Origin of the sequence: Pseudomonas sp. p106, assembly GCF_003936645.1 — a bacterium.
GTDB lineage: Bacteria > Pseudomonadota > Gammaproteobacteria > Pseudomonadales > Pseudomonadaceae > Aquipseudomonas > Aquipseudomonas putida_E.
Window position 1 is genome coordinate 55,372 of sequence record NZ_RHQR01000009.1, and the last position, 25,441, is coordinate 80,812.

General features: G+C 64.4%; 18 protein-coding genes and 1 pseudogene. 13 read left to right on the forward strand and 6 right to left on the reverse strand.

Annotated elements, in window-relative coordinates; translation table 11 throughout:
• The first annotated feature begins 229 nt into the window (after positions 1 to 229).
• Entirely contained in the window at positions 230 to 2,410 is a 2,181-nt protein-coding gene (locus EGJ09_RS13425) for a PQQ-dependent dehydrogenase, methanol/ethanol family (RefSeq protein ID WP_125924113.1), read from the forward strand.
• Positions 2,411 to 2,417: 7 nt separating this feature from the next.
• Positions 2,418 to 3,851 carry an aldehyde dehydrogenase gene (aldA, locus tag EGJ09_RS13430; protein ID WP_125924114.1) on the forward strand — a complete coding sequence of 478 codons (1,434 nt, stop codon included), beginning with the start codon at positions 2,418 to 2,420 and terminating at the stop codon, positions 3,849 to 3,851.
• Between the two features lie 86 nt (positions 3,852 to 3,937).
• On the opposite strand, the gene EGJ09_RS13435 is transcribed toward aldA, so the two are convergent.
• Together EGJ09_RS13435 and EGJ09_RS13440 are read right to left on the reverse strand one after the other, a co-directional pair.
• The gene (locus tag EGJ09_RS13435) at positions 3,938 to 5,851 is read right to left on the reverse strand and encodes a sigma-54-dependent Fis family transcriptional regulator (RefSeq protein ID WP_125924115.1); all 1,914 of its coding nucleotides are present in this window, start codon (positions 5,849 to 5,851) and stop codon (positions 3,938 to 3,940) included.
• A 93-nt stretch (positions 5,852 to 5,944) separates the two neighbouring features.
• A complete protein-coding gene (locus EGJ09_RS13440) occupies positions 5,945 to 7,465 on the reverse strand; it encodes an apoptosis inducing factor family protein (RefSeq protein ID WP_125924116.1) in 1,521 nt (506 codons plus the stop codon).
• Between the two features lie 215 nt (positions 7,466 to 7,680).
• Here EGJ09_RS13440 and EGJ09_RS13445 point away from each other — a divergent pair, with 215 nt between their 5' ends.
• From EGJ09_RS13445 to asnB, 9 genes are all read left to right on the forward strand, one after another.
• Positions 7,681 to 8,778 (forward strand): sugar diacid recognition domain-containing protein, encoded by a 1,098-nt coding sequence (locus EGJ09_RS13445; protein ID WP_115274760.1) that lies wholly within the window; start codon positions 7,681 to 7,683, stop codon positions 8,776 to 8,778.
• Positions 8,779 to 8,890: 112 nt separating this feature from the next.
• On the forward strand, positions 8,891 to 10,030 hold the full coding sequence (locus EGJ09_RS13450; protein WP_125924117.1) for a glycerate kinase: 1,140 nt from the start codon (positions 8,891 to 8,893) through the stop codon (positions 10,028 to 10,030).
• Positions 10,031 to 10,327: 297 nt separating this feature from the next.
• The gene (locus tag EGJ09_RS13455) at positions 10,328 to 11,644 is read left to right on the forward strand and encodes a phenylacetate--CoA ligase family protein (RefSeq protein WP_125924118.1); all 1,317 of its coding nucleotides are present in this window, start codon (positions 10,328 to 10,330) and stop codon (positions 11,642 to 11,644) included.
• Positions 11,641 to 13,356, forward strand: a complete 1,716-nt coding sequence (locus tag EGJ09_RS13460) for a prenyltransferase/squalene oxidase repeat-containing protein (RefSeq protein ID WP_125924119.1) — start codon at positions 11,641 to 11,643, stop codon at positions 13,354 to 13,356. Before EGJ09_RS13455 ends, EGJ09_RS13460 begins: the two co-directional genes overlap by 4 nt.
• Before the next feature lie 9 nt (positions 13,357 to 13,365).
• Entirely contained in the window at positions 13,366 to 13,773 is a 408-nt protein-coding gene (locus tag EGJ09_RS13465) for a hypothetical protein (protein WP_125924120.1), read from the forward strand.
• On the forward strand, positions 13,770 to 14,054 hold the full coding sequence (locus EGJ09_RS13470; protein WP_125924121.1) for an acyl carrier protein: 285 nt from the start codon (positions 13,770 to 13,772) through the stop codon (positions 14,052 to 14,054). The genes EGJ09_RS13465 and EGJ09_RS13470 overlap by 4 nt, the downstream gene beginning before the upstream one ends.
• The gene (locus EGJ09_RS13475) at positions 14,051 to 15,046 is read left to right on the forward strand and encodes an AMP-binding protein (RefSeq protein WP_125924122.1); all 996 of its coding nucleotides are present in this window, start codon (positions 14,051 to 14,053) and stop codon (positions 15,044 to 15,046) included. Before EGJ09_RS13470 ends, EGJ09_RS13475 begins: the two co-directional genes overlap by 4 nt.
• Positions 15,033 to 16,418 (forward strand): amidase, encoded by a 1,386-nt coding sequence (locus tag EGJ09_RS13480; protein WP_125924123.1) that lies wholly within the window; start codon positions 15,033 to 15,035, stop codon positions 16,416 to 16,418. Before EGJ09_RS13475 ends, EGJ09_RS13480 begins: the two co-directional genes overlap by 14 nt.
• Positions 16,419 to 16,428: 10 nt before the next feature.
• Positions 16,429 to 18,264, forward strand: coding sequence for an asparagine synthase (glutamine-hydrolyzing) (gene asnB / locus EGJ09_RS13485; protein WP_125924124.1), 1,836 nt, complete (start codon positions 16,429 to 16,431; stop codon positions 18,262 to 18,264).
• Here asnB and EGJ09_RS13490 read toward each other — a convergent pair.
• Positions 18,253 to 19,224 carry a LysR family transcriptional regulator gene (locus EGJ09_RS13490; protein WP_046786177.1) on the reverse strand — a complete coding sequence of 324 codons (972 nt, stop codon included), beginning with the start codon at positions 19,222 to 19,224 and terminating at the stop codon, positions 18,253 to 18,255. The genes asnB and EGJ09_RS13490 overlap by 12 nt on opposite strands.
• Before the next feature lie 269 nt (positions 19,225 to 19,493).
• Here EGJ09_RS13490 and EGJ09_RS26765 point away from each other — a divergent pair.
• Both EGJ09_RS26765 and EGJ09_RS26770 read left to right on the forward strand, forming a co-directional pair.
• Positions 19,494 to 20,114 (forward strand): annotated as a pseudogene (locus EGJ09_RS26765) (SDR family NAD(P)-dependent oxidoreductase); the annotation flags it as partial.
• Complete coding sequence (locus EGJ09_RS26770; RefSeq protein WP_371316877.1) at positions 20,109 to 21,218, forward strand: SMP-30/gluconolactonase/LRE family protein; 1,110 nt, start codon at positions 20,109 to 20,111, stop codon at positions 21,216 to 21,218. The pseudogene EGJ09_RS26765 and the gene EGJ09_RS26770, both read left to right, overlap by 6 nt.
• On the opposite strand, the gene EGJ09_RS13500 is transcribed toward EGJ09_RS26770, so the two are convergent.
• From EGJ09_RS13500 to EGJ09_RS13510, 3 genes are all read right to left on the reverse strand, one after another.
• Positions 21,208 to 22,158, reverse strand: coding sequence for a site-specific integrase (locus EGJ09_RS13500; protein WP_125924126.1), 951 nt, complete (start codon positions 22,156 to 22,158; stop codon positions 21,208 to 21,210). The two genes, EGJ09_RS26770 and EGJ09_RS13500, sit on opposite strands and share 11 nt — an antisense overlap.
• A 63-nt stretch (positions 22,159 to 22,221) precedes the next feature.
• Positions 22,222 to 23,094, reverse strand: coding sequence for a phosphate/phosphite/phosphonate ABC transporter substrate-binding protein (locus EGJ09_RS13505; protein WP_046786179.1), 873 nt, complete (start codon positions 23,092 to 23,094; stop codon positions 22,222 to 22,224).
• Positions 23,082 to 25,409, reverse strand: coding sequence for an EAL domain-containing protein (locus tag EGJ09_RS13510; RefSeq protein WP_119687042.1), 2,328 nt, complete (start codon positions 25,407 to 25,409; stop codon positions 23,082 to 23,084). Before EGJ09_RS13510 ends, EGJ09_RS13505 begins: the two co-directional genes overlap by 13 nt.
• Positions 25,410 to 25,441: the final 32 nt, after the last annotated feature.

Consider the following 25,441-nt stretch of genomic DNA (forward strand, 5'->3'; position numbering starts at 1 on the left):
GGTCAACACACTTTTCTGGGCCGAGGGAGCGGCTGGCACACCTGTGTCATGTCTGCAGCAGCTGTTTCATCGTTGCGCCAGTCCGTGCTGCCTGGCGATTGCCGGCAGTGCAGCGTCGAACCGCTCTGGCATGGCGGTTTGGCAAGCTCATTGTGCCAATGGCACAGCCGTTGCTCTGTGTGTTACCGACGCCTGATGCGGTGTCCATAACAAGAACGGAGAACCGAGCATGAATCGAACAGGCCCGCACCGTCGGCCTCTGCCGCACTTGCTGAACTGCCTGGCCTTGAGCCTGGCGTGCAGCGCACCTGCCTTCGCCGCCGAAGTCGACGGCCAGCGCATCATCGACGCCGACAAGGAACCCGGCAACTGGATGAGCCACGGCCGTACCTATGACGAGCAGCGCTACAGCCCGCTCAAGGCGATCAACCAGGGCAACGTCAACCAGCTCGGCCTTGCCTGGAGCTACAAGCTCGACCTTGACCGTGGCGTGGAGGCTACACCGATCGTGGTTGACGGGGTGATGTACACCACCGGGCCGTTTTCGGTGGTGTACGCCCTGGACGCGCGCAATGGCACGCTGCTGTGGAAGTACGACCCGCAGTCTGACCGCCACCGCGCCGGTGAGGCCTGTTGTGACGCGGTCAACCGAGGGGTGGCGGTGTGGCAGGGCAAGGTCTACGTGGGTGTGCTCGATGGCCGCCTGGAGGCGATCGATGCCAAGACCGGCAAGCGCGTGTGGTCGGTGGACACCCGCGATGACGACAAACGCAGCTATACCATCACCGGGGCGCCGCGGGTGGTCAACGGCAAGGTGATCATCGGCAATGGCGGTGCCGAATTCGGTGTGCGCGGCTACGTGACCGCATATGACGCCGAAACCGGCAAACAGGCCTGGCGCTTCTTCACCGTGCCGGGCGACCCCAAGCTGCCGCCCGAGAACAAAGCCATGGAGATCGCCAGCAAGACCTGGCACGGCGACGCGTATGTCGAGTGGGGTGGCGGCGGTACGGCCTGGGATTCGTTCGCCTACGACCCGGAACTCAACCTGTTGTATATCGGCGTGGGCAATGGCTCGATGTGGGACCCGAAATGGCGCAGCCAGGCCAAGGGCGACAACCTGTTCCTTTCCTCGATCGTCGCGGTCAATGCCGACACCGGCGAATACGCCTGGCACTACCAGACCACGCCAGGCGATGCCTGGGACTTCACCGCCACCCAGCACATGATCCTGGCCGAGCTGCCCATTGACGGCAAACCGCGCAAAGTGCTGATGCAGGCGCCGAAAAACGGCTTCTTCTATGTGCTGGACCGTGCCACCGGTGAGCTGCTGTCGGCGAAGAACATCGTGCCGGTCAACTGGGCCAAAGGCATCGACATGAAGACCGGGCGGCCGATCATCGACGATGAGGCGGCGGCCTACTGGAAGGACGGCAAGCGCAAGCTGGTGACCCCGGCTTTCTGGGGCGCCCATGATTGGCACCCAATGTCCTACAACCCCGACACGGGCCTGGTGTACATCCCGGCGCATATCATGTCGGCCTACTACGAGCACATCCCCGAGGCGCCCAAGCGCAACCCGTTCAAGAGCGTTTACCAGTTGGGGCTGCGCACCGGCATGATGCCTGAAGGCGCCGAAGGCCTGCTGGACATGGCCAAGAGCTGGTCGGGCAAGCTGATCGCCTGGGACCCGGTCAAGCAGGCGCCGGCGTGGGAGGTGCCGTACATCACCATCTTCAACGGCGGCACCCTGAGCACTGGCGGCAACCTGGTGTTCGAAGGCAGCGCCGATGGCCGGGTGATCGCCTATGCCGCCGATTCGGGCAAAAAGCTCTGGGAGTCGCCCGCCGCCAGCGGCGTGATGGCTGCCCCGATCACCTATTCGGTGGACGGCGAGCAGTATGTGACGTTCATGGCCGGCTGGGGCGGGGCGTTTTCCACCTTCGCCGGCGCGTTGTCGCTGCGCGCCGGGGTGCAGCCGTTCGCCCAGGTGCTGACCTACAAGATCGGCGGTACCGCCAAGTTGCGTGAGCCGGCGCCACCGGCCGACGCACCGGAGCCGCCCGCGTTGACCGCCGATGCGCAAACGGTCGCTGCCGGGGCCGCCCTGTATGACGGCAACTGCTCGCAATGCCACGGTATCCACGCCGTCAGTGGTGGTGTGCTGCCCGACCTGCGCAAGCTCACTGCCGAAAAGCACCAGATGTTCCTCGGCATCCTCTATGGCGGCAGGGTACCCGATGGCATGCCTTCGTTCGCCGACAACCTCAAACCCGAGCAGGTCGAGCAGGTGCACCAGTACCTGATCAAGCGCGCCCATGACTTGAAGGCCGAAGGCGATGCGTGGCAGCGGTTCAGCGCCAAGCCCGTCGCCCAACCGCCCCTGGCCGACAACACACCACAGGAGTGACACGAGCATGACAGACACGACCTACCAGAACTTCATCGACAACGCGTTTGTACCCAGCGAGGCACTGATCGAGGTCTACAACCCGGCCAACGCCCAGTTGCTGGGGCGGGTGCCAGAAACACCGGCCGAACAGGTGGAGCGCGCCATCGCAGCAGCACGCAAGGCGCAAAAGGGCTGGGCGGCGAAGACAGCCATTGAACGGGCAGGCTACTTGCGCCAGATCGCCGCCAAGGTGCGGGCCAATGCCGACCGCCTGGCGCGGATCATTACCCAGGAGGGCGGCAAGGTGCCGGCGCTGGCCCAGGTCGAGGTCAACTTTACCGCTGACTACCTTGACTATATGGCCGAATGGGCGCGCCGCCTGGAGGGCGAGGTACTCAGCAGCGACCGCGCCCACGAACACATCTTCCTGATGCGCAAGCCACTGGGCGTGGTGGCGGGGATTCTGCCGTGGAACTTCCCGTTCTTCCTCATCGCACGCAAGATGGCGCCGGCGCTGCTCACCGGCAATACCATCGTGATCAAGCCCAGTGAGGAAACCCCCATCAATTGCTACGCGTTCGCCCAGTTGGTGGCCGAGACAGACTTGCCCGCAGGCGTGTTCAACGTGGTGGGCGGCAAAGGGGCGAGCGTCGGTCACGGGCTGTCGAGCCATGCTGGTGTCGACCTGGTGAGCTTCACCGGCAGCGTGGCTACCGGCGCGCGGATCATGGCCGCGGCCGCACCGAACATTACCAAGCTCAACCTCGAACTGGGCGGCAAGGCCCCGGCGATCGTGCTGGCTGACGCCGACCTGGACCTTGCGGTGAAAGCCATCGTCGCCTCGCGTGTGATCAACACCGGCCAGGTCTGCAACTGTGCCGAACGGGTGTATGTGGAGCGCAAGGTGGCCGACGCCTTCGTCGACAAGGTGGCCCAGGCCATGGCGGCCACCCGCTATGGCGACCCTTCGCGCCAGGCCGATCTGGACATGGGGCCGCTGATCAACCAGGCCGGCCTCGACAAGGTGGCGCAGATGGTGCGCACGGCCGTAGGGCAGGGCGCCCAGTTGGTGACCGGGGGGCAGGTCGCCGACCTCGGCGCCGGGTTCCATTATCAGCCGACTGTGCTCGCCGGCTGTGCTGCGGACATGGAGATCATGCGCAAGGAGATCTTCGGACCGGTATTGCCGATCCAGGTGGTCGACGATCTGGACGAAGCGATTGCCTTGGCCAATGACAGTGAGTATGGGCTGACCTCATCGCTCTATACCCGTGACCTGAATGCAGCGCTGAAGGCTTGCCGCGAGATCGACTTTGGCGAGACCTACATCAACCGCGAGAACTTCGAAGCCATGCAGGGCTTCCACGCCGGTGCGCGCAAGTCCGGCATCGGCGGGGCGGATGGCAAGCACGGGCTGTATGAGTACACGCGCACCCAGGTGGTGTACATCCAGGGGTAAGTCTTCACCCCAGCGTCCCTGTCTTGCCGGCGATGCAGACGCTGGGGTGCATGGCACCGGCTTCGCCGGTGATAGGGGCGCACCGGTCACCCCAACAGGTTTGGCTGCACGATCGCGTATCGCTTCATCTTGCGGTACAGCGTCGAGCGCGAAATGCCCAACTCCTGCGCCGCTGCGCTCATGTTCCAGTGCTCACGCTTCAAGATCTTCAGCAAATGCCGCGCCTGAAGGTCTTCCACCTGTTGCTCGAGCGCTGCAGGCTGGGCAGGCGCTGCACCGTCCAGCAACTCCTGGGGCAAGTCGGCCAGTTCGATCACACCGCCCTCGGCCAGCGCTACCGCCTGGCGCAGGGCGTTGAGCAGTTGGCGCACATTCCCCGGCCACGCATGGCCCAGCAGGCAACGATGCGCCTCGGCGCTCAAACGCAACCCCGACCCGGCCGACAAGCCAGAGAGCAGCGCATCGATCAGCTCGCGGCGGTCGCTGCGCTCACGCAGGGCCGGTAACCTCATGCGCATCCCGCACAGGCGATAGTAAAGGTCTTCGCGAAAACGCTTTTCGCCAATCATGGCCTGCAGGTCCTGGTGCGTCGCCGATATCACCTGGATATCAAGCGCCACTGGCGTTTCTGCACCCAGTGGTACCAGTTCACGTTCGGCCAGCACCCGTAGCAGGCGCGTTTGCAGGTGTGCAGGCATATCACCGATTTCATCGAGAAACAGCGTGCCGCCATTGGCGTGCTCCAGCTTGCCCTTCATGCCTTTGCGGCTGGCACCCGTGAAACTGCCGGCGCGGTAGCCGAACAGTTCGCTTTCGATCAATGACTCGGGTATCGCTGCGCAATTGAGCGCCACGAACGGCTTGGCATGGCGCTGGCTGGCCTGGTGCAGGGCGCGGGCGAAAGCTTCCTTGCCGGTACCGGTTTCGCCGTCGAGGAGGATGGCGATGTCCTTGTCCAGCACCTTGCGCAGCCGACGCACGCTTTGTTGCAGTTGCGCGTCCTGGCCTGCCAATTGTTCGAGGCCGGGGTGGCGAGCCCGTGCGGGCATCGGCGGTACAGCCGGCAGCGGGCGATAGCCGGCGGGGGCGCGCAGGCCGACGTCCAGCAAAAGCGCTTGAGCATGGGCGCGCAACTGGGTACCGCGGGCGCCGCCACGGGTGAGGTCGAGCAGTTGGTCGATATCGGCGTGCAGCAGTTGCTCGACAGGCGCCCCCAGCAACTTGCCGCTGTGCGCAAGGAAGGCCGCCCGATTGGCACCGATCACCCGGCCACCTTCATCCAGCGCAAGCAACTGCTCGGCCGCCAGGTCCGAGAACTCGTCACGCGGTTTCAGCGCCAGGGTCAGGCGGTCGCGAAAGCGCTCGCGGAAATGGCTGTTCTCGATCAGCCGTGCGTACAGGGTCACCAACTGCAAGGTCAGGTGCTGTGCTTGCTTGGGACCGTCGCTGTACAGGCAGGTGGCATTCAGGCAACCGAGCAGTTGATTGTGGGCATCGAAGATCGGCGACACCGAGCAGCTCAGGCGGGCGTTGGCTGCCAGGAAGTGCTCCTGACGGTGGATGGTCAGGGCCTGCCGGCTAGCCAGAGCGGTGCCGATGCCGTTGGTGCCGGCCACCGACTCGTCCCAGCGCGCGCCAACGATCAGCCCGGAACGGGTATAGCGTTGCGGGTCGGCCGGCAAGCGGGAATCGAGGGTAATACCCTCGGCGTCACTGAGCAGCACGGCGAAGCCTGCATCCACAACGCGCCGCGCCAGGCCGCTGACACCCTGGCTGGCGATGGCCAGGTAGGCCTCATGCTGGGCCTGGTGCTGGCGGATTTCGGCGGCGCTGAGGATATTGTCGACGTGGCGCAGTTCAGGGTCCAGGTGATGCTGGTTGATGCTGCGGTACCAGGATTCGGCGATCACAGGCTCGGGCATCAGGCCACGTTCGGCGAAATGGCAATCGACGAATGCGGCCAGCTCACTGGCATGGGGTGAGGCGGTGTGCGCGGCCATGGGCGCTCCACGAAATTCTTGTTATTTGAGGTGGGGAAAACCATAGCTGATTTTTGCATGATCGGCAGCCGGCCTGGTGCGGGGCGAATGCGTTCAGCCGATCAACTCAAGCGCCTGAGCCAGGCTCAGTGACCGCTTCATACGCTGCGACAACTGCGCCATGGCATCCGAATAGCCTTTGGCGATCACAGCCTCCACCCGCTCACCTGCACATTGCAAGGCAATGAAATCGCCTTGCTCCGGCGCCCCGACAAACTCGATGCGGTCCCAGTCGCGCGCATGCCCCAGTACTTCATAGGTACGCCCATGCTGATAAGTCCAGAAGAACGGCACGTCTTCATACCGGCGTTGCTCGCCCAGCATGTTGGCGGCAGCTATGACACCGTGTTGCTGGGCCAGGCGCCAGTGCTCGATGCGCACCGGGCGGCCGGTGAGGGGGAAGGTCGCGATATCACCGGCCGCCCACAGCCGGTCGGCGGCCTGCAGCTCGGCGTCGACCGCTATGGAGTGGTCCTCGGCCAATTGCACGCCCTGCACGAAGGCAGTGGCCGGCGTGACGCCGGTGCCGAGCAAGACCAGTGATGTTTCGATCTTATCGCCATTGTTCAGCAGCACGGCTTCGACGTGTTGCGCACCGATGAACCGCTCGACGTCGGTCGGGCCATGGAACATCACGCCCTCGCGCTCATGCAGCGCACGAATCGAGCGGCCAATGCGTTCACCCAACTGCATGCGTAACGGAACCTCGTGGCGGGTCACCACGTGGACCTGTGCGCCGTACGTGTGCAATGCCGATGCGGCCTCCAGGCCGATGAACCCGTCACCGACGATCACCACGGGCTGGCCGGGTTCGGCGGCATCGAGCAGGCGCGCCGCATCTTCGCGCGAGCGCAGCGTCACGATGCCTGCCAGGCTTGCACCGGGCAGGTCAGGGCGTTGCGGCTTGCCGCCAGTGGCCAATAAGGCTGCGTCATAATCGATACGCTGGCCGTCGGCGAGGGTGATCTGGCGCTTTTTGGCATCCAGCAGGCGCACCTTGCCCGAGCGCCGTTCCAGTTGGCCTGTGCGCAACTGGTCAGCGTCAAGCAGCGCTGGCACTTCGTCAGGCGGCATTTCGCCGGCAATCACGAATTTGCTCAGCGCAGTACGGTCATACGCCGGTTGCCGCTCCTGGTCGAGCCACACCAGGCGACCGCCGAACCCATGGGCCAGCAGCGTGGCAACCGCCGCCGAGCCTGCGGCACCGGCGCCGATGACGACGAAGCAGCGCGCATCGCTGTGACGCGGTGGCTCGGGGTGCGGCAGAGGCTGGTCATCGACCCAGATTTCGCCATCCTTGACCCATGCGCGGTAACGGCGCAGGTCTGCCAGGGCCGGCGGCTCGCAGACCACGCCTTCGTCAACGGCGAAAGCGGCCTTGTGCCAGGGGCAGACCAGCAGGCCGTTGCATACCACGCCCTCTTCCAGCGGCGCTCCGGCGTGCGGGCAATTGGCCTGATAGGCGCGTACCTGCCCGGCGCTGCGAATCAGGATCACTTCTTCGCTGCCGGCTTGTACGCGAAGGGGGCGCTTGGGGTCGAGTTGCTCGAGGCGAGCCACGGCGTGCTGAGTCATGAATATTCTCCAAAGGGGGCCTTGGAACCATTTGACGCCTGGGATGAGAGGGTGATGCAGTGATCTGACGGCCGGAAGGAGCGCCATGCTTCATGAGGGGCGTGTTCGGCGTTGGTCAGCGATAGAGCCGTGTGCCATGATCGGGCTTCTTGCGCCAAGGTCGCCTGTGCCGCGCCTGCTCGCGACCAAAACCCAATACCCTCAAGGACCACCGAATGTTCGAACTGGACCATGACTTGGCGCAGGATATTGTCGATCGGGCAATGGCCATTCTGCCGTGCAATGTCAATGTCATGGACAGCCAGGGGCTGATCCTGGGCAGTGGTGAGCCAGGGCGCATCAACACCCGCCACGAAGGTGCGCAGCTGGTATTGGCCAATGGCCGGATCGTCGAGCTGGATGCAGACGCCGCCAAGTGCCTCAAAGGCGTGCAGCCGGGGGTCAACCTGCCGCTGATGCTCGATGGGCGGCTGATCGGCGTGCTGGGGCTGACGGGTGACCCACAGCAACTGCGCACCTACGGCGAACTGGTGCGCATGACCGCTGAAATGCTGCTGGCCCAGCGCCATTTGCAGGTTGAACAGCAATGGCGGCGCCAGCGTTGTGATGACCTGCTGGCGTTGCTGCTCGGTGGTACGGGCGACTCGCCGCGGCTGCTGGACGAAGCGCAGCAACTGGGCCTGAAGCCGCAGTTGCCACGGGTGCCGTGTTTGTTCGAACTGCGTGCCGGCCCGGCGGCCGAGGCCTTGGCTGCCTGGTTGATGAGCCGTTACCCGGACAGTTGGTGCGTGAGCCCGGCACGCGATTCCTTGCTGTGGTGCCGCCCGGCCGGGGTGGCGCTGGATGAGGTGCGCCTGCTCGAGCGCGTGCAGCGCAGCGGCTGGCAGATCCAGCGCATGGCGCTGGGTAGCCCGGCGCAGAGCCTTGAGCAGTTGCGCCGCGGTTACCGGCGGGTTCGTGACCTGCTCGCCTATGGCCGCGAAGTGTTGCCAGGCGAGCAGCTGTTGAGCCTTGCGCGTTACCGTCTGCCGGCGTTGTTGTGGCGCCACCGCAATGAAGATGCGCTGGATGAGCTGCTTGAGCCGCTGCACCGCGTGCGTGCCAAGGATGCCAGCGGGCAGTTGCTCGCCACCCTGCGTGCCTGGTGCGCGCATGATGGCCAGAGCCAGGCCTGCGCCGATGCCCTGGGGATTCACCGCAACAGCCTGCGCTACCGCCTGGAGCGCATTGCCGAGCTGGGCGAGGTCGACCCGTTGCGCCTGGAGGGCATGTTGAGCCTGTATCTGGGGTTGCAGCTGTTACCAGCGGATTGACCTGGGCAAAAAGGCATTTGCCCAAACAACCTGTCGGCCGGTTTGTGCATCCGACCGAGGCCCCGACGCCGGCCAACTGTCAGCATGCGGCCATCTGGACAGGAGAATCCCCATGAAAATCGTCATTGCCCCCGATTCGTTCAAGGACAGCCTTGATGCTGCCGGTGTCGCCCGTGCCATCGCCGCCGGCCTGGCAGAGGCGCTGCCGACCGCTGAGCTGCTCGAGTGCCCCATGGCCGATGGTGGCGAAGGCACCATGCAGGCGATTGTCGCTGCCAGCCACGGCGAACTGCGCCGGCAGACCGTTCGCGGGCCGCTAGGCCAGCGGGTGCAGGCCGGTTGGGGCTGGCTGGCCGACAGCCGCACAGCGATCATCGAGATGGCCCAGGCCAGTGGTATCCAACTGGTGCCAAGTGCGCAGCGTGATGCCTGCCGCAGCAGCACCTGGGGCACCGGCGAACTGATCGACGCCGCGCTCAGCGCAGGGGCACAGCGCATCGTTCTGGCAATCGGCGGCAGTGCTACCAACGATGGCGGCAGCGGCATGCTGCGTGCCCTTGGGCTGCGTTTGCTGGACACCGATGGCCAGCCACTGGAAGAGGGCGGCCTGGCCCTGGCCGGGCTGGCACGTATCGATGCCAGCGGCCTTGACCCGCGCCTGGCGCAGGTTCAGGTCGAAGTGGCGGCCGACGTCGACAATCCCCTGTGTGGGCCCAATGGTGCTTCGGCGATCTTCGGGCCACAAAAGGGTGCCAGCCCCGAGCAGGTCCAGGCCCTGGACAAAGCGCTGGGCCACTTTGCCGACCATTGTGCGCAGGTGCTGGGCCAAGATGTTCGGGAACAGCCAGGGTGTGGTGCGGCCGGCGGCATGGGGTTCGCGGCCAAAGCCTTCATGGGGGCGCAGTTCCGCCCGGGCGTGGAAGTGGTGGCGGAGTTGGCCGGCCTCGATGCGTTGGTGAAAGGTGCCGACCTTGTGATTACCGGTGAGGGCCGCTTCGATGCCCAGACCCTGCGGGGCAAGACGCCGATGGGGGTGGCGCGTGTCGCCAAGCGCCATGGGGTGCCGGTGGTGGTGCTGGCGGGCACCTTGGGTGAAGGCTATCAGCAGCTGTATGCGCACGGTATCGATGCGGCATTCGCCCTGGCCAGCGGGCCGATGACCCTGGAGCAGGCCTGCGCCGATGCCGCGCACTTGTTGCGGGCCCGGGCCAGTGATATTGCGCGGGTATGGCGTTGCGCCAACGGGCGCTGAAGCGTCTGCGGCAAACCCATGGCGATGCGCCGCGTGTGCGGCGCTCGGTCTCAAGGTTGCTGAAAAAAGCCCGTGGCATGCCCCGGAAATACCCAAAACATCTTTGTCTGATATCCCACCGGATCCACGGCGCGAGGAATGAATAGCGCTCGGAAAAATCGCACTTACAGATCAGGTTTTACCCGCTGAAGTTGCAGAATAATACCTCGTGACTATCACCGGCGGTTTCAAATAAGTATTTTACTTGAGCCGGACGCTCGCCAATTCTCTGCGCTGTTTATTCGAGAGGGCGAGTCGATGTTAGTTCACAGCGACCAGGATTACGGCGTGCTGAAGGCCGCGGAACGCGAGCTTCAGCTGCAGGCGGGGCATGTCCCCGACGCCGCATTTTATGAACGCAAGTTGCAAGCAATTTGGACGCGAGCACAACACAGTGCCCATTACGCAAACATAGGTCCTTACAGTTTCACGGCCTTCCAGCAGTTGCCTGTAACCGCCAAGGCATTGCTCAAAGGCCAGCCACTCGAGTTCTGCACGGTGGAACTGGGCGAGGCGGCCAAGTATTACGCCACCACCGGCACGACTGGCGAGCCGACCCCGACCCCGCGTTTGAAAGAAGACATCATCTGGAATGCTGTCAGTGTCGCCAGCCATTGGCGGGCAGTGCTGCGCCCGGGTTCGCGGGTGGCCAACCTGATGCCATCGGACATCGTGCCGGTAGGTGACCTGATCGCCAACGTCTGCGAGTACCTGGACGTTTCCCACGTGCGCCTCTATCCCTTCACCACCGGTATTACCGACTGGGAGCGGGTGTGCAACACCTTCGACACGTATCGGCCTACGGTCCTGTTCATTGCCCCGGGTGTGCTGGTGCAACTGACCCGCTACCTGAAACAGCGCGGATTGCTGCACAGCTTCGCCGAGTCGGTGCGCTCGATCATGCTGCTTGGCGAGGTCAACACCCAGCCGTTGCGCGAACGCCTGGCGCGCTGGTGGCAATGCGATGTTTTCGATGCCAGCTACGGCAGTACCGAAACCGGCACGTTGGCCGCAGTGGGCCAGGACCTGCAGATGCGCCTGGCCACTGCCACCAACTATTTCGAACTGCTGTTGCCCGACGGCAAGCTGGTCACCCCGGCCGAGGGGCTCACGGGCCGCCTCGTCGTTACGCCGCTCAACCTGTATGCACGCCCGCTGTTGCGTCTGGACACCGGTGACAGCGTGACCATCACCTCGCCTTGGCAGCCAGGCCAGGTCAGCCCGGCCTTGCTGATCAACGGGCGTGACAGCGATAGCGTCCGCGTGGCTGGCGTAGGCCTTGAGATCCGCGCGGTCGAGGAGGTGGTGTACGGCAGTTGCGATGCCACAGGTTATGTCATCGAAGTGGACCGCCAGGCTGACAGCGCCGCGCTTATCCTCGAGCGTGACGTCGTCTGGGACAGCAGCCAGGAAGCGCGCCTGCAAGCGCATTTGCTGGAGCGCTGCGAGCAGCACATGGGGCTGCGCTGGAGCCGCGTACTGTTCGTCAACAACCTGTCGGCGCTGAACAAGAGTGGCGGGTCGCAAAAGAGCTGGAAGAAGACCAACCTGCGCTTTGTCGGTGGCCAGCAATGACGCCGCCACGATTCCTTCTGGGGCAGGGCCTGGGCAACGGCCAACCGGACTTGTGGTGCACCTATGCGGCCATACGCAGCCTGGCCTGGGTTGGGCGCCTTGAGCAGGTTGATGTACCGGTATTACAGGCCTACATCCTGTCTCGGCGCAACCGCGATGGCGGCTTTGCCTGGAGCAAGGGGATGCCCTCCGATGCCTGGGCCACATTTTATTGCACCGAAACCCTGCACGACCTGGGCGTTGGCGTTGAACGGTGCGACGAAACAGCGGCCTGGATCGCTACGCTGTTCGATGGCGACGCCTATGCCATGTGCCCGGGCCAGACGGCGGACGTGTGGGCCAGCCACTATGCGCTGCGCACCTTGATCGAAGTCTGCCATGGCCAGGTGCGGGACACCGAGCCCCTGTATGCCTGGCTCGAGGGGTTGCAGTGTGCCAATGGTGGCCTGAGCTGGTCGGCGGATTTCGCCCGACGCAACCTGGCCGACACCCGTGCCTGCTTCTACGGCGTGATGGCTGCGCGAGCGCTGGCTCGCCAGGGCTTGCCGGCGCCGCAATGGAACCTGCCACGCCTGATCGGCTGGCTGCAGGCACAGCAGATGGATTGCGGTGGCTTCCGCTTCAGCGAAGCGGCGGCTGTGCCGTGCCTGTGGGCGACCTATCGCGCCACCGCAAGCCTTGCGGCATTGCAGGCGCAACCGCTGGACCGTAAGCGCTGCGCTGAATGGATCGATGCCTTGCGCGGCCCGACCGGTGCCTTCGTGCGCTGGGCGGGTTATGACGGTGAGGATGTCTGGGCGGCGTTCTGCGCACTGGGTTCGCTAAAAGCACTGGGAGAGCCGGTGGCGCACCTGGCCGATGGCGTGGCAGCGTTCATCGCCACGTTGTCGATGCCCCAGGGCGGCTATTCGTATCGCCGGGCCGATACCGCCGCCGACGTGCTGACCACTGCGGCCGCGGTGCTGGGCGGTAGCCTGGGGCCGCAGCAGCGCGATGCGGCCCTGCGCTGGATCGAAGGCTGCCAGATGCCCAACGAGCCTGGGATCATGTACATGCCAGGCCGTGGTGCCGAGGTGCGTTGCACCAATTGGGGCCTTGCAGCAGGTGCCTTCGCTGGCCAGCCAGGGCCCCGCCAGGCGATCGGCCGCTGGCTGGCCTCGCTGCAGAACCCTGACGGCGGCTTCGGTTTCTGGGAGGGGCGCGGCTCGGACATGGTGTCCACCGCATCGGCCGTGTCGATCTTGCGGCAATTGGGCGATGACAGCGGTGTAGACCTCGCGGCCATCGAACGCTACGTCGTCAGCTGCCGGCAGGCCCATGGCTACGCATCGTTCCCCCGTGGCGAAGTGTCACTGCGCGCCGGTTTGCAGGCGCTGGCCTGCCTGGCCCATATCGGTAACGACGTCACTGAGGCTGCCGTCCGGTTACTGGCTGCGCACAAAGTGCGCCAGGGCGGCTTCGCCAACCAGGGGCAGCGCATTCCCGACCTGCTCAGCACCTACCAGGCCGTGGCACTGGCTGCCGACCTGGGCCTGCCGGTGGACCTTGCCCACCTGCGCTTTTTCCTCGACAAGGTGCGCGGCGCTGCCGGCCATGCCTGGTCGCCTTTGTTCCTGCAAGGGGTCGATGCGCTGTCCACCTGCCTGGGCCGCCTGCTCGACGCCTTTGCCCAAGGCCAGCGCCAGCAACTGCCCAGCTTGCAGCTGTCGTAAGGAGCCGCCATGCCCACCCTCACTGTTTGCTGTGCACCGCTGCAAGCGCTGGAGCGCAAGCGCCTGGCGCTGGCCTTTACCCGCCAGCTCAAGCAACTGGGCGCCGACACCGCCCATTGCATGGTGTTCTTCAACCCGTTACCTGAGGCCAGTGTGTTCAGCGCCGGCATGCCGATGCCCGTTGCCGACCGCGACGGTGCACCGGCGCAGTTCCATGTGCGCATCACCCTGTCACAGGCCCGCGACCGGCAGGCTCACCAGGCGCTGGCTGAAGGCCTGCACGGCTGCCTGCGCACGCATTACCCCAAAGCCTTCATCTACCTGCACTTCGACCCGATCCTGCCCGAGCACGTGTTCTTCAGTGCCGGAGCGGAATTGACCAACGCTGCCCATCAACAAGGAAAGACCGGCTCGTGAACGACCTCAGCATTGAACAGCGTATCCGCGACACCCTCGGCCAGCTGCTTGGCGAGCACGTCGACGCCATCGATAAACGCGACAGTTTTCGTGACTTTCTCGGCGAACGCTTCGACAGCCTCATGGCTGTGGAAGTGATCACCGCCATCGAAGGCTGCTTCGCCATCGAAGTGGACTACCTCAGCGATGATGTGCGCTTCTGGTTCGAAACCCTGGAAAAGATGGAGCAATTCGTCCGGCAAAAACTGGAAGACCAACTGACCCTGCAGGCCGCCGAGTGAGCGCCGAACATCTGTTTACCACCTCCGGCTCAACCGGTACGCCCCGGCAATGGCTGCGCAGCCAGGCGCAGATGGAGCGCGAGGCAACGCTGATTCTCGGCCGTTGGGCGCCCGATGCACGGGAGATATTCTCGTTTGCGCCAGTCAGCCATAGCTACGGCATGATCCTTGGCCAGGTCGGTGCGCGGGTTTTGAACGCGCAGTTGCACCCTTGTTCGCTGGAGCAGCAGCGCCTGCCAGCGCTCGATGGCGACGGGCCGTGCGTGATTCTCGCCATTGCCAGTACCTGGCGCGTGCTGCCGGCGCTGCTGGCCCGGCTGAGCGCCCGGCGTGCGGTACTGGTGGTGCACAGCGCCTCGTTGCTGCCGCCGGGTGCTCTGGCCACGGTGCAGCGCCATGCCGGGCCACAGGTGCGTTTCGTCGAACTGCTCGGTTCCACCGAAACCGGCGCCATGGCTTACCGCGCGCTGGATGCGCACAGTAATGCAGAGCAGCCCTGGACGCTGCTGAGCGATGTGACACTGCTCAGCCCCCCGGGCCAGCCCTGTGCGCTGAACGTGGCCAGCCCGCGCATCGCCCGCCAGCCGTGCCAGGCACACGCCGCAACCACGCATTGCTGCGATGACCAGGTACTGGCGCTGGACGCACGGCGCTTCCAGTGGCTGGGCAGGGCCAGCAGCCTGATCAAGGTCAATGGGCTGCGCGTCGACCTGGCCCGTCTGGCCAGTGACCTTGCTCAGCGCCTGGATTGCCCGGCGCTGGCCTGCGTTGCTGTGGCCGATGCGCTGCGCGGCGAAGCGTTCGAGGTGTTGTACAGCTGCGACACCCTCACCGAACACGCGGTGCTGGAGGCATTGCGCCAACTATCGCCGGGCCATCCATGGCCGGTTGCGGTACGCCGTGTCACCGAGCTGCCTTTGTCCGCCACCGGCAAGCCTCTGCCGTGGGCGGCTTCCACTTCTGTCAAGGAATACACCCATGAACCACGTTGACACTCAAGATGCCATCGCCCACTACCTCAGCAACTGCGGCGCCAACGCCACCCACGGCCGCGAGCAGCCCGAATACCTCGGCCTGAGCCTGCGCAAGCGCCATGAACTGCTGCAGCGCAGCCCCGCCCTGGCAGCGGACTGGGCAGCGCAGTATGCACAATGGTCCGTGCAAGCCGACAGCCACTACCGTTGCCTGACCAGCACCCGCGAGGTCGAGGCACCGTGGTACCGCCTGGGCGTGAAGGACACTGTCGAGGTGCAAGGTTTGCCGACCCGCCTGGGCCTGCACAGCTACCGCCACTACCCGCAGCGCAGCGCCGAGGCGCTGGCCTTCCTTGACCCGCGCATCGCGCTGACCTGCAAGGTCGCCACTACCGAGCTGAACATTGCCTTTGGCGCCGGCTGTCGTAACCCACATTTCCCGACCATCGATCCGTCTGGCTCCAGCACAGGTTCGGCGGTGTCGGTGGCAGCGGGGCTGTGCGATATCTCGTTGGGCACCGATGTGCTCGGCTCGGTGCGCTGGCCTGCCTCGCACTGCGGCATGGTCGGCCTGCGCATGACCCAGAAGGCCGAGAGCCTGGCCGGGGTGTTTCCGTTATCACCGCGCATGGACGCACTGGGCTGGGTCGCCCGCAGCGCCGATGACCTCGACCTACTGTTCCCGTTGCTGGGCCTGGAGCCACTGCTCGGCCAGCAACAGCCACTCAAAGAGCACTATCGGGTCGCCATGCTGGAGCACGCGCTGGACCCGGCGCTGACCAGTGCGGCCATGCTCGACATGCTGGGCCAGGCACGCAGCGCACTGGCAGACCTGGGCATGGCGCCCGCTGAGGTTGCCATGCCGGACCTGTGGGCCTGCCGTGGCGACGCCTGGCAGCTGTGCGCACGGGATGCGTGGCTGGCCTCGGCTGCCTGGGCCCGGCGCTTCGACTGCGAGCTGCATTGGTCGACACTCAGCGCCCTGAAAGTGGGTGAGGGCGTCAGCGACGCTGACTACCGGCGCATCCACCAGCGCATGGACAACATCCGTTCCGGTATCGAGGCCTGGTTCGACAACGCCCAAGTGGATTTCGTGGTATTCCCCATGGACCCTAACCGGCCATTCGACCGGCGCAACCCGCAGCCAGGGGACTCGACCATCCCTTCGCCCGCAGACGAAGGTTATGAGCAGAAGATCAGCTTCACTCCGCTGGCCAGTTTCAGCGGCCTGCCGGCCATTACCGTGCCGATTTGCCTGAGTGCCGACGGCAAGGCGCCGCTGGCCGTGCAGATCATGGGCCGGCGTGACAGCGAGCGGCAGTTGCTGGATATCGCCAAGCGCCTGCAGGCCCTGACCGGCCTGCTTCCAACCCGTCGTCTTCAGGTGTAAGGAGTACAGCATGTGCGCAATCACAGGCTGGGTGGACTACACCCGCAACCTGACCCAAGCTGGCGAGGTTATCGGCGCCATGACCGATACGCTGGCACTGCGCGGGCCGGATGCCAGTGGCAGCTGGCAGCATCGTAATGCCCTGCTGGGCCACCGGCGGCTGGCGATCATCGACCTCAGCGGTGGCGTACAGCCGATGACCTACCGCTGCGCCAGTGGCGAGGAAGTCGCGCTGATCTACACCGGCGAGGTCTACAACCACGACGCTCTACGTGAGCGCCTGCGCAAGGCGGGCCACCAGTTCCATACCCGCAGCGACACCGAGGTGGTGCTGCACGCTTACCTGGAATGGGGTGAACAATGCTGTGAGCACCTCAGCGGTATGTTCGCCTTCGCTGTGTTCGACGGACGCGACGGCCACTTCCTGCTGGTGCGTGACCGGCTGGGGGTCAAGCCGCTGTACTACGCCCACCACCAGCATGGGCTGCTGTTTGGTTCGGAAATCAAGGCAATCCTGGCGCACCCGGAGTTCGCCAGTGCGCTGGATGTGGTCGGGCTGGTGGATGCGCTGAGCCTGTCGCGCGGTACGGCGCGCACGGCCTTGCGTGGGATCAGCGAACTGCCGCCGGGGTATCGCTTGTCCTGGCGCCCAAACGGGCGCCCCAAACTCAGCCGCTACTGGCAGTTGCAGCGGCGCGAGCACCAGGATGACCTGCCCGACACCGTGGCGCGCACCCGAGCGCTACTCGGCAAAGCGCTGGGCGAGCAGTTGCATGCCGATGTGCCGGTCTGTTCGCTGCTCTCCGGCGGGCTGGACTCGACCATCCTCACGGCCATGGCGCAACAGCGCCTGACGGCGGAGCAGGGGGGCAGGGTCAATTCGTTCTCGGTGGATTTCGTCGGCCAGGCCGAGCAGTTCCAGAGCGACACCTTCCGCCCGGAACGCGATCAGCCCTACGCGCTGGCAGCTGCCGAACACATTGGCAGCCACCACCAGACCATCCTCATCGACAACGGCGAACTGGTGGCCGACCCTGCGCGCAGCGCGGTGTACCGGGCCAACGATTCGGCGGCCACCTTCGGCGATGTGGACACCTCGTTGTACTTGCTGTTCAAGGCCATCGGCCGCCATTCAACAGTGGCCATTTCCGGCGAGGCAGCCGATGAAGTGTTTGGCGGCTACGCCTGGTTCCGCGACCCGCAGGCGCTGGCGGCGCAGCGTTTCCCGTGGCTTTCGCGCATGCAGTTGCTGCAGCCCGAGCTGATCAACCCGGACTTTAACAGGCTGTGCGACTTTGCCAGCTACCAAGACGGTTGCTATCACCAGGCGCTGGACAGCGTCGAGCACTTGCCGGGCGACAGCCCGCAAGAGCGGCGCATGCGTGAAATCTGCCACATGCACCTGCAGCGCTGGCTGCCGATTCTGCTCGACCGCAAGGACCGCCTGAGCATGGCCGCCAGCCTGGAAGTGCGCGTGCCGTTCACCGACCATGAGCTGGTCGAGTACGTGTACAACGTGCCGTGGTCGATCAAGGGCAAGGATGGTGTGGAGAAGTGGCTGCTCAAGCAGGCCTGCGCCGATATCCTGCCAGCGGCCGTACTGCAGCGACGCAAGAGCCCTTATCCGACTTCGGCGAACCTTGCCTATGAACGGTTCCTGCGTGAGCGGGCCCGGCACCTGCTGGCGCAGGCGGGCAGCCCGGTGTTCCAGGTGATCGACCGTGTGCGGCTGGGCGCTGAGCTGCGCCAGCCCGAGGGGTATTTCAATTCACAGTTGCGCCGTAACAACCTGGAGACCGCTCTGGCACTGGATGCCTGGCTGCGCGAATACCGCCTAGCGGTGTAGTTCGTGCTTGTCGCTGCCATCCAGAATCAACGGTTGCTGGATGGTATCGACAAACCGCCGTGGCGCCCCCAGGTCGAGCATGGATATGAAACTGCCCAGGGCTGGGGAGGCGTTCTGTATGTTCCAGTTCATGTACAGCCCCATGGTCGGCGTGGGCTGGTCCTTGATAGGCCGCAGAGGGCGAAACTGCACGCGCTCGCGCAGCGTCGAGTAGGCAATCGATTCAGGCACCAGGGCAACGCCGAAACCGCAGGCCACCAGCCCGATCAGGGTATGGATCTGCGCCGCTTCCTGCACCACCTTGGGGTAGAAGCCGGCCGATTCGCACAGCGCAATCAACTGGCTGTGGTAACCGCTGCCAAGCGCTTGCGGGGTGAAGACGAAGTCCTCTTCGGCAAAATCCCGCAGGTCGACCACAGGTTGATGCACCTTTGCGTGGCTGGCGGGCAGCGCCATGACGATCTGCTCGTTGAGCAGCAATCTCGATTCGATGGTGTCTGGGGGCATCGGCAGCTTGCGCATGAAACCGATGTCCGCTTCACCGGCCATCAATGCCTTGGCCTGGGAGGCCGAAGGCATTTCGCGGATGGTCAGCCGCACGTTCGGGTAGATTTCGCGGAATTTCTTCAGGGTATTGAGCAGCGACTCGTAGTAAGCGATGGAAATGGCGGTGATGGTCAGCTTGCCGCAGATGCCCTCGGACACATTGCGGGCGTATTCGATGCCTTGTTCCAGCTCCTTGAGGGTACGGTAGGCGGTTTCCAGGAAGGCCATGCCTGCGGCAGTGAGCTTGACCCCGCGCTTGTTGCGCAGGAACAGGCTGAAGCCCAGCTTCTCTTCGAGTCGGTTGATCGCCTGGCTCAGGGGCGGCTGTGCCATGTGCAGGCGGATGGCTGCCTTGTGAAAGTGCAGCTCCTCGGCCACGGCAATGAACTGCCTGAGCAAACGTGTCTCGATCATTCTACGTTCCTTCATCGAGTCGAACGGGGGCCGGGAAAGCGTTCTCCGGCGGCCGACCCTGCAAGGCGGCCATGATAGTGCGTGGCATCGCGGCGACAAAGCCTCTGCTGTAAACGGCTCATCCGGGCTTGACATTGCCGGTCGGGGTGCATCGGAAGGTGGCGGGTCTCAGGTGATATCCAGCAGATATCAAAGTTGCATGCTTTTAATATTAAGTCATTGATTTTTTTATTGTTATCGTAAAAAAGGAGAATCGGAAGGGCTCTACAATGCCAAGCACAGACCCATTCAAAGATAAAGTCGCCATCGTCACCGGTGCCGCCCAGGGCCTGGGCCTGGATTACGCCATGGCGCTGGCCGCGCGGGGAGCGCGGGTAGTCATCAGCGACCTGGGCACTGACCGCTCGGGCGAAGGTCAGAACCCGGCGGCGGTCAGCGTCGCACTCGAAACCCTGCGGGGCCAGGGTTTCGATGTGGTCGCTCATGTCGGCCACCTGGAAAACGAAGAAGAATGCCGCGAACTGGTGGAGCTGGCCATCGCGCATTTCGGCGCGCTGGATATTCTCATCCACAACGCCGGTTGGGTCGATTACCAAGGCATCGAGACACAGGAACAGGCGTTTCTCGATCGCGCACTGGGCATCAGCGTGCACGCCCCGGTGTGGCTCGCCAAGCATGCCTGGAAGCACCTCAAGCAAGCCGAGGCACCACGCATAGTCCTCACCACCTCGGACCGCGCCATGTATCAACGCTATGCCCAGCCAGGCCTGGTCGCCTACTCGGCGGGCAAGATGGCCCAGGTGGGCATCATGAACGCCTTGAGCATGGAAGGGCTGGAACACGGCATCCTGGTCAATGCGGTCTCGCCGGTGGCCAAAACCCGGATGTGGGGCGTGACCCAGCCGCCGGAAGAGCTCAAGCCGCAATGGGTGACACCAGGTGTTCTGTACCTGGCCAGCCCGCTTTGCCGGGATACCGGGTACATCCTGCGTGCCAGCAATGGCCAGTTCACCGCCACGCGTTTCAGCGAGAACAGCGGGGTGAGCTACCCACGTGACCTGGCGCGGGTAGAGGCTTCCAGCCTGGGCGAAGTGGCCGAACGCTGGAGCCTCATCAAGGAATGTCACTACGTGCCGACCAAGGTCGCCAACACCCGTGCCGACCTGGGTGAAAGCCCTGTGTGGGATGCGCGCACGGGCGCGTTGTATTTCGTCGATATCACCGGCGGGCGGATTCACCGGCTGCTACCGGATGGCGAGGTCGAGAACCTCTATGAATCCGCTGCACGTATCGGTGCCTTGGCACTGACCGACCAGGGCAACCTGATCTTCACCGAAGATGCCAGCGTTGCCATTCTGGATATGTCGTCTTGCAAGGTGCGCCAGTACTCGGCGCCGGTGCATCACCGCCCGAGTTACCGCTTCAACGACGGTACCTGCGACCCGCAGGGGCGCTTCGTCACCGGGCTGATGGATGAGGGGCCAAGTGGCAAGACCGGTGCGCTGCTGCGTTTCGACGGCGAACTGCACGATGTGGTGATCCATGACGGCATGGCGCTGCCCAATGGCATTGCTTGGTCGGCCGATGGCCAGACCGTGTTCTTCGTCGACTCCGCTGCACGCTCGATCTACCGCGCCGAGTATCTGCCCGAAGGGCGCCTGGAGCAAGTCAGCCTGTTCGCCGAGACGCCTGCCGAACTGGGGCGCCCTGACGGTATCGCGCTGGATCGTGAAGGCGGGTTATGGGTGTGTCAGTTCAATGGCAGCTGCCTGCTGCGCTATGACCGCGACGGCCATTTGACCGAACAGGTGGTGATGCCGGTGCCGCGCCCGACCAGTTGCTGTTTCGGTGGCGATGGCATGAGCACGCTGTACATCACCACGGCACGGGTCGGCATGTCGCCGACTGAACTGCGCCACTACCCGGACGCTGGCGACCTGTATGCGATTCGCCCGGAAGTGGGCGGCATTCCCCGCTATGCGTTCAAGGAATGAGCACTTGCCCCTGGCTGGCCGGTAATACGGCCAGTTCGCCAAAACGCTGAGCCGAGTCGATATAGCGCAACGCCGATTTGGCATCCTTCCAGCCCACGTAACTCATCAGCGACTTCAACTCCCAGCCGTTGGCCGTGGCCCAGGTGGCAAAACCGCGGCGCAGGGAGTGGCCGGTGTACAGCGCCGACGGCACGCCGGCCCGTTCGAGCATGCGCCGCAACAGGCCGACCAGGCTGTTGCTGTTGAGCGCTGTGTCGCTCAGGTTGCCCCAGCGGTCGAGCTTGCGAAACACCGGGCCGTGGGCAATGCCCGCCACTTCGAGCCACTGCAGGTAGGCTGCGACCGGGCACAGCGCCTTGAGTGCAGGGGTACGGTGCTGTACGCCGAGCGCTTCACGGTCACCTTTGCTGCGCGGCAGGAACAGGCTGATACCCACGCCGGCTTCGGCCTGGATGTGCTCCACGCGCAGGCGCGCCAGTTCGTCACCGCGAAACCCACGCCAGAAGCCCAGCAGCAACAGTGCAGTGTCACGCCGGGCGCGGCGCAGTGCTGGCAAGTCATGCTGCTCGCGGGCCAGCCTGGCCTCTTCTTCAAAATGCTCGACAGCCGTTTGCAGGTGTTGTAACAGCAACGGTGCGGCCTGTTTCGGCGGCGTCGGGTGCAAGGTGCGGATGCCGCGCAGTACCTGGCGTACCAGCGGTGCCTTGGTCGGGTCGGGAAAGCCTTGGCTGATGTGCCATTGGCTGAGGGCCGCAAGGCGTTGGCGCAGGGTGCTGACCGCATGCTGCCCGGCGTGATCGGCCAGGTAGCGGGCAATGCTGTCGGCAGTGGCGGGGAGAAAACCGCCCCAGTGGGCTTCGAAATGCTCGATGGCAGCCTGGTAACTGCGCCGGGTGTTGTCACGGGTGGCGGCGCGGACGTAGCGCTCGATGTCGGTCATGTGAGGGGGTGTCAGCGTGTGTTGCCGACACAATAAACCCTAATGACTGATCTGTCCTCTGACTCAGCGCGGTATCGCGGCATCCATCATCTGGCGCAGCGGCGCGTACTGGGCCTGGCTCACCGGCACCAGCCCACTGGCACCCTGGGCGGTAACGAAGGCCGCCAGGGCTTCGGGGTCATCCAGCATCGCCTTGCGGATTCGGCTTTTCAGGGCCGGGCACAGGCGGGCCCTGAACACGTATGGGTCGTAGTAGATCGGCTGCGACCGCCACTGCACCGTGAGCCTGTCTGGTGCCAACCCATGCCGGGCCAGGTAGGCATCGGCCCGCTCGCTTGCAACGAACGCGGCATCGACACGGCCCTGCAGCAACGCGTCCAGCGCTTTGTCATGAGTACCGGCATACACCAGCGAGCCAAAGAACTGTTGCAATGGCGCCCCCACCTGGCCTGCAAATTCGACGCTTGGCACCAGGCTGCCTGAGGTGCTGGCCGGGTCGCTGAGGGCCACACGCTTGCCACGCAAAGGCTCGACCCCCTCAAGGCTGCCGGCCCGGGTCAGCAGCAGTGCCTGGTAATGGCTGCCTGCAGCGGTATAAGGCCCGCCACTCAAGGTGAAGGTGGCAAAAGGTTCTATACGTGGGTCGCGGCGTTGGGCAAGCAAATAGGACGCAGGGCCGAGGCGGGCGATGTCGGCACCGCCGGAAACGATGGCATCGACCACGCTTTCGTAGGACGCGGCGATCACCAGTTCCACCGGCACCCCCGCTGCGTGGCTCAGTCGTTGCAGCAACACTTGATGCTCGCGCATCATGTCTTCGCTGCTTTTGATCGGAATGACGGCCAGGCGCAAGCTGTGGGGCGTACAGTCGGCCAGCACGCTGGTTGCCAGCAACTGGGCAAACAACAGGCCGGCGAGGGCCGTCAGAGCACGCATGGCTTTTCCTCCCTGTTGTTGAAGGGTGGGTAGTCGCGCAGTTGGGCCGGCGACAACGGTCGGCTGAAGTGGTAGCCCTGGGCGATATCGCAGCCGGCGAGTTTCAGGCACACCACCTGTTCGCGGGTTTCTACGCCTTCTGCGACAACCTCCAGGCCCAAGCGCTTGGCCAGAATGATGGTTGATGAGACGAACGGGCTGTCGTCGTAGCTGTTGGACAACGGTGCGATCAGCGAGCGGTCTATCTTGAGCTTGCTCAGTGGCAGTGATTGCAGGTGAGCGAAGCCGGCGTAGCCGCGGCCAAAATCGTCAAGGCTGATGCCCAGACCTGCTGCGCGCAAACGGTGCAGGTGACCGACAGCCGTTCCTTCAGGGTCGAGAATGGTGGTCTCGGTTATCTCCAGCTCCAATTGTTGCGGGGCGATGCCGTAGAGCTGCAGCTTGGCCAGCAGGCGGGTACTGAAATCGGCTTGGCGCAGCTGCAATGCCGACACATTCACCGCAAGGCGGTTATCGCGACCGTGAGCATCCCAGCGCGCCAGTTCTTCGCAGGCCAGGCGCAATACTTCCCAGCCCAGTTCGATGATGAAGCCACTGCGCTCGGCCAGGTCTATGAAACGGTCCGGGTAGAGCAGGCCGAATTCCGGGTGCTCCCAGCGTACCAAGGCTTCGTACCCCAGCACGCGCTGGGTATCCAGGCGAATCTGCGGCTGGTAGTGCAGCACGAACTGGCGCTCGGTCAAGGCGCAGCCAAAAGCCTGTTCCAGGGCAAAGGCCTGGATGTCGGAGAGGTTCAACGATGGGTCGAAGAAGCGGTACTGGGCGCGCCCGGCCTGCTTGGCCGAATACATGGCCGCATCGGCACAGCGGATCAGGCTGTCGATGTCCTGACCGTCGCGCGGGCAGATGCTGACGCCCACGCTGGGGCTGGTATTGACTTCCTGGCCATCGAGGGCGTAGGTAGCCGACAGTTTCAGCACCAGTTCGCGTACCCAAACATTGATCTGCTCCTCGCTGCGCTCACCGGCCAGCAGCACCACGAATTCGTCTCCCCCGAAGCGCGAGGCCTCATCACCAGGCTCAAGCAGGCGCTGGATGCGCCCGGCCACGGCCTGCAGCAGCAAGTCGCCGATCTTGTGGCCGAGCGAATCGTTGATCGACTTGAAACGGTCCATGTCGATGAACAGGATCGCCATCAGCCGGCGCTTGCCACGTTGGTGGGTCAGTGCAAGGCCTGCTATTTCGACGAACTGGCGGCGGTTATGCAACCCGCTGAGATGGTCGGTGGCGGCTGCATGGCTGCTACGCCGGTGTTCGTCTTCCAGGCGCCCGATCAGTTGCTGGTTGACCTGTTGTGCGTGCTCAAGGGCACTGAAGGCTTCCTGGCGCTTGCGCAGCAGGCGCAAGGTCCAGGCCAGGCTGGCAAGGATCATCAGGGTCATGCTCAGGTTCAGCCAGAACTGGCGCGAATACGCCAGGGCAGAGGCCGCGAGGATTTCGTCGATGCGCTGGCTGACGATGATGCTGAAACCGCGCTCGTCGATACGGCGGTAAAGGCTCTGAAACGAGTGGCCTGCGGCAAATTGCACCAGCCGGCCCGTCTCGCTGCCCGGTGCTGGCAGGCCGGGTTCGAAATCGTCGCCGGCCACGACCACACCGCTGGTATCGATACGCAAGCGTTCCTGGCCATCGTCCTGCTGCAGGCGCATCAGCCCGGTATCGCCCAGGTCGATGTGCTGGAACAGCACGGCGAGATAGCCAATGTCGAGCTGCACTACCAGAATGTTGTCGATTTCTCGGCCCGGTACATTGGGCAGCGGCAAGAGGAAGGGCAGGCGCCAGCTCGGCATGGCGGGCGGGGTGAAGCCCGGTTCGACGCGTGGCAGGAAGGGTTTGAAGCCGTAATGCGCGACGTGCAGCTTCAGCTGCTGCAACCACTCTTCCGGCAGGTGGGGAGCTTCATCGGTATGGCTCGCCGACAACAATTGACCGTGCCTGTCATACAGGCTCATCCGTTTGAATACCGGGTCTTCGGCCAGCACCCGGGCCAGGCTCAGGCTGCCTTGGCGCATCATTTTCATGTCGTCCTGGGTGACACGGCCTACGGCCTGGGCACGATCGACCAGTTGGCGCAGGCTTTCAGCGACAATGTTGGCGAGGTTCTGGTGCTCGGCTGCCTTGGCCGTCAGCGCATCCTGGCGTGCGGCGGTCTTCTGGCTGAAGTGCAACCCCCAGAGAAAGGTCAGGGTGGCTGCGCAGAGCATCAGGATCAAAAGGCGCAGAAGGCCTGCTGACGAGAGAAAACGGCGTATCACGACTGGTATTCCCGACCCTGGGTGAAGCCCGA